The organism is Roseateles sp. P5_E11 (assembly GCF_054049355.1).
Genome location: NZ_JBFUMO010000572.1, coordinates 1 through 3,667 on the forward strand (window position 1 = coordinate 1; position 3,667 = coordinate 3,667).

The window sequence follows — 3,667 nt, forward strand, 5'->3', positions numbered from 1 at the left end:
CCGGAACGCCGTCAGGTCATGCTGTTCGCGGCCGATTCGCTGGGCGGCGGGGCCGATCTCGCCATGCTGCGCGGCGTTGAGGCTGTGCAACACACTTCGGTGCGCATCGCCGTTTTCGGCCTCGGCCAGGGCGAACTGCTGATGCGCAACCCGGCTGCGGCCCTGACGTTCGGTGACACGCCGCCCGGCCCCGACCAGACCGAGTTCACCCGCCTGTTTGCTCACATTGGCGATGCCGCCAGCATCCTGGGCCGCGTGCAGCGCGGCCAGACCTGCCACCAGGACGTCGAATTGCAGACCCTGGCCGGCCTGCGTTGGCATGCACTGGACGCGCGGCCCATGCGCGACCCGGTCACTGGCGACACGGTCATGCTCTTCAATGCCCACGACATCGCCGATCTCAAGGCCAGCCAGGCCGCCCTGGTCGCCGCGCGCGAGGCCGCCGAAACCGCCAGCCAGGCCAAGAGCAGCTTCCTGGCCAATATGAGCCACGAGATCCGCACGCCGATGAATGGCGTGCTCGGCCTGACCGAACTGGTGCTGCAGACCGAACTCAACGAGCGCCAGCGCCGCTTCATCGGCATGGCCCACCAGTCGGCCAAGGGGCTGATGACCATCATCAACGACCTGCTGGACGTGGCCAAGATCGAGGCCGGCCGCATCGTCATCGACGAGCAGCCCTTCAGCCTGCACGACTGCCTCGGCGAATCCCTGCAGCCTCTGCTGCTACAGGCGCATGACAAGGGCATCCAGCTGCACGCCCGCGTACAGCCCGGCGTGCCGCCGTGGCTGGTCGGCGACGCGCTGCGGCTGCGCCAGGTGCTGATCAACCTGATTGGCAACGCATTGAAGTTCACCGAGCGCGGCGAAGTGCGCATCGAGATCGCCCTGGCCGACGCGCGCGACGGTGACGGCCCCGACCGCCTGCGGCTGCGCGTGGCCGTCACCGACACCGGCATCGGCATGACGCGCGACCAGATCGGCCAGATCTTCGACCCCTTCACCCAGGCCGATGGCAGCATCACGCGCCGCTACGGTGGCACGGGCCTGGGGCTGACCATCGTGCAGCGCCTCGTCAGTCTGATGAGTGGCGAGATCACCGTCGAGAGCGAGCCCGGCGTCGGCTCCTCCTTCAGCTTCGAGCTGCAACTCGGCCGGGCGCCGGCTTAAAGTTTCAGGGCAGCAGCACGGCGCTGCCCACCAACTGGCGGGCCTCCAGATCGCGGTGGGACTGGGCCGCGTCCGCCAGCGTATAGCGCTTGTCGATGCGGACCTTGACCTGGCTGCTGGCCACCATCTCGAACAGCTCGTCGCCCATGGCCTGCGTGGCCTCGCGCGTGGCGATGTGCGTGAACAGCGTCGGCCGCGTCACATAGATGGAGCCCTTGGCCGCCAGCGTGCTCACGCTGAAGGGCGGCACCGGACCCGAGGCACCGCCGAAGCTGGCCAGCAGGCCAAAAGGCGCCAGGCTGTTCAACGAGCCCTCCCAGGTGTCGGCACCGACCGAGTCGTAGACCACCTTCACGCCGCGCCCGCCGGTGATCTCGCGCACCTTGGCGGCGAAGTCCGTATCACGGCGGTAGTTGATGGCATGTGCCGCGCCGTTGTCCAACGCCAGCTGGCACTTTTCGTCGCTGCCTGCGGTGCCGATGAGCTGCAGGCCAAGCGCCCGCGCCCATTGGCAGGCGATCAGCCCGACACCGCCGGCCGCCGCGTGAAAGAGCACAAAGTCGCCCGGCTGCAGGCCACCCTGGGGCAGGGTCTTGCGCAGCAGGTATTGCACCGTCAGACCCTTGAGCATCATGGCCGCGGCGGTCTCGAAATCGATGGCGTCAGGCAGCTTGAGCACGCATTTGGCGGGCATCACACGGGCGGTCGCGTATGCCCCCGGTGGATTGCTCGCATAGGCCGCGCGGTCACCGGCCTTCAGGTGGGTGACACCCTCGCCCACCGCCTCGACAACGCCCGCGCCTTCCATGCCCAGCCGCGCCGGCAGCGGCAAGGCGTAGGTACCGTTGCGGTGGTAGACGTCGATGTAGTTCAGCCCGCAGGCCTCGTGGCGGATGCGGATCTCGCCCGGACCGGGGGCGCCGACCTCCACATCCATCAGCTTCAGTTGCTCGRCCCCGCCCGGGGCTTCGATGACAACGGCTTTTTCACTCATGCGGCGTCTCCTGTTCGCGAGTCCGGTATCGTGCCAGCCCTTTGGCCCACGCGGCGGCGCCTGATGAAACTGACCCCACGCCTTGCTCTGCTGTTGACGCTGCCGCCACTGCTGTGGGCCGGCAACGCCGTCATCGGCCGCATGGTGCGCAACGACATCCCGCCGATGGCGCTGAACGCGTTGCGCTGGCTGCTCGCCTTCGTGCTGCTGGCTCCGCTGGCCCGCCGCCTGCTGGCCGACCCGCGGGAGGCCTTGAAGCGCTGGCGTGGTCTGGCCTGGCTGGGCTTTCTTGGCATGGGTTGCTACAACTCGCTGCAATACCTGGCGCTGCACACCTCGTCGCCGCTGAACGTCACGCTGATCACCGCCAGCATGCCGGTCTGGATGCTCGGCGTGGGTGCCGTCTTCTACGGCGTGAAGCCGACTCGCCGCCAGCTGGCCGGCGCAGCCCTGTCGCTGCTCGGCGTGGCCGTCGTCATCGCGCGCGGCGACCCCGCCGCCCTGCTGGCCGTGCAATTTGTACCCGGCGACCTGTTGATGCTCCTGGCCCTCTTCACCTGGRCCATCTACTCCTGGATGCTGGCGCGGCCGGTGCGCGGGCTGCGCCCAGGCGAACGGCCGGACTGGAACTGGGCCGAGATGCTGATGGCCCAGCTGATGTTCGGCGTGGTGTTCTCGGGCGTGGCGGCGGGCGTGGAACAGGGCGTTGCACCGGCCGCCATCCACTGGAGCCCGACCCTGGTCGCCGTGCTCGCCTATGTCGCCATCGGTCCGTCGCTGATTGCCTACCGCTGCTGGGGCCTGGGCGTGGCCCAGGCCGGGCCGGCGTTGGCCGGTTTCTTCGTCAACCTCACGCCGGTGTTTGCCGCCGTCATCTCGGCGGCGCTGCTGGGCGTCGCGCCGGCCTGGTATCACGGAGTCGCCTTCGCGCTGATCGCCGCCGGCATCCTCGTCTCGTCGCGTTGATGCGAGTGCTGCACGCCGACGACCGTCTGGTCGTCATCGACAAGCCCGCTGGCCTGCTCAGCGTGCCGGGCCGCAGCGAGCCAGATTGCGCCAGCGCACGCGTGCAAATGCTCTACCCCGACGCGTTGGTCGTGCATCGCCTCGACCAGGCCACTTCGGGCCTGCTGCTGTTCGCCCGCGGCCTCGACGCCCAACGCGATCTCAGCGCCGACTTCGCCGGGCGCCGCATCGACAAGCTCTACATCGCCGTCGTCGCCGGCCATCTCGAGGGCGAAGGCCTCATCGACCTGCCGGTCGGCGCCGACTGGCCCAACCGGCCGCGCCAGCAGGTCAACTTCGAACACGGCAAGCCCTCGCAGACGCGTTGGCGCGTGCTCGGCCATGAAGGCRATCACACGCGCGTGGCCCTCGAGCCCCTGACCGGTCGCACCCATCAATTGCGCGTGCATCTCGCCGCCATCGGGCATGCCATGCTGGGCGACACGCTCTATGCCGCGCACCGTCGCGATGCGAATCGGCCCCTGCTCGATCTTCTTG

At 68.8% G+C, this 3,667-nt stretch carries 4 protein-coding genes; 3 read left to right on the forward strand and 1 reads right to left on the reverse strand.

The annotated features are described in order from the left end of the window. Positions 1-1,170, forward strand: a 1,170-nt coding sequence (locus ACXJKR_RS27155) for an ATP-binding protein (RefSeq protein ID WP_457325464.1), incomplete at its 5' end; no start/stop codon positions are given. Positions 1,171-1,174: 4 nt separating this feature from the next. Here ACXJKR_RS27155 and ACXJKR_RS27160 read toward each other — a convergent pair. Beyond that, the gene (locus tag ACXJKR_RS27160) at positions 1,175-2,164 is read right to left on the reverse strand and encodes a quinone oxidoreductase family protein (RefSeq protein ID WP_457325466.1); all 990 of its coding nucleotides are present in this window, start codon (positions 2,162-2,164) and stop codon (positions 1,175-1,177) included. A gap of 63 nt (positions 2,165-2,227) precedes the next feature. Here ACXJKR_RS27160 and ACXJKR_RS27165 point away from each other — a divergent pair, with 63 nt between their 5' ends. Continuing rightward, on the forward strand, positions 2,228-3,130 hold the full coding sequence (locus tag ACXJKR_RS27165) for a DMT family transporter (protein ID WP_457325467.1): 903 nt from the start codon (positions 2,228-2,230) through the stop codon (positions 3,128-3,130). Further along, positions 3,130-3,667: pseudouridine synthase (locus ACXJKR_RS27170; protein WP_457325469.1), on the forward strand; the 538-nt coding region annotated here is incomplete at its 3' end. The genes ACXJKR_RS27165 and ACXJKR_RS27170, both read left to right, overlap by 1 nt.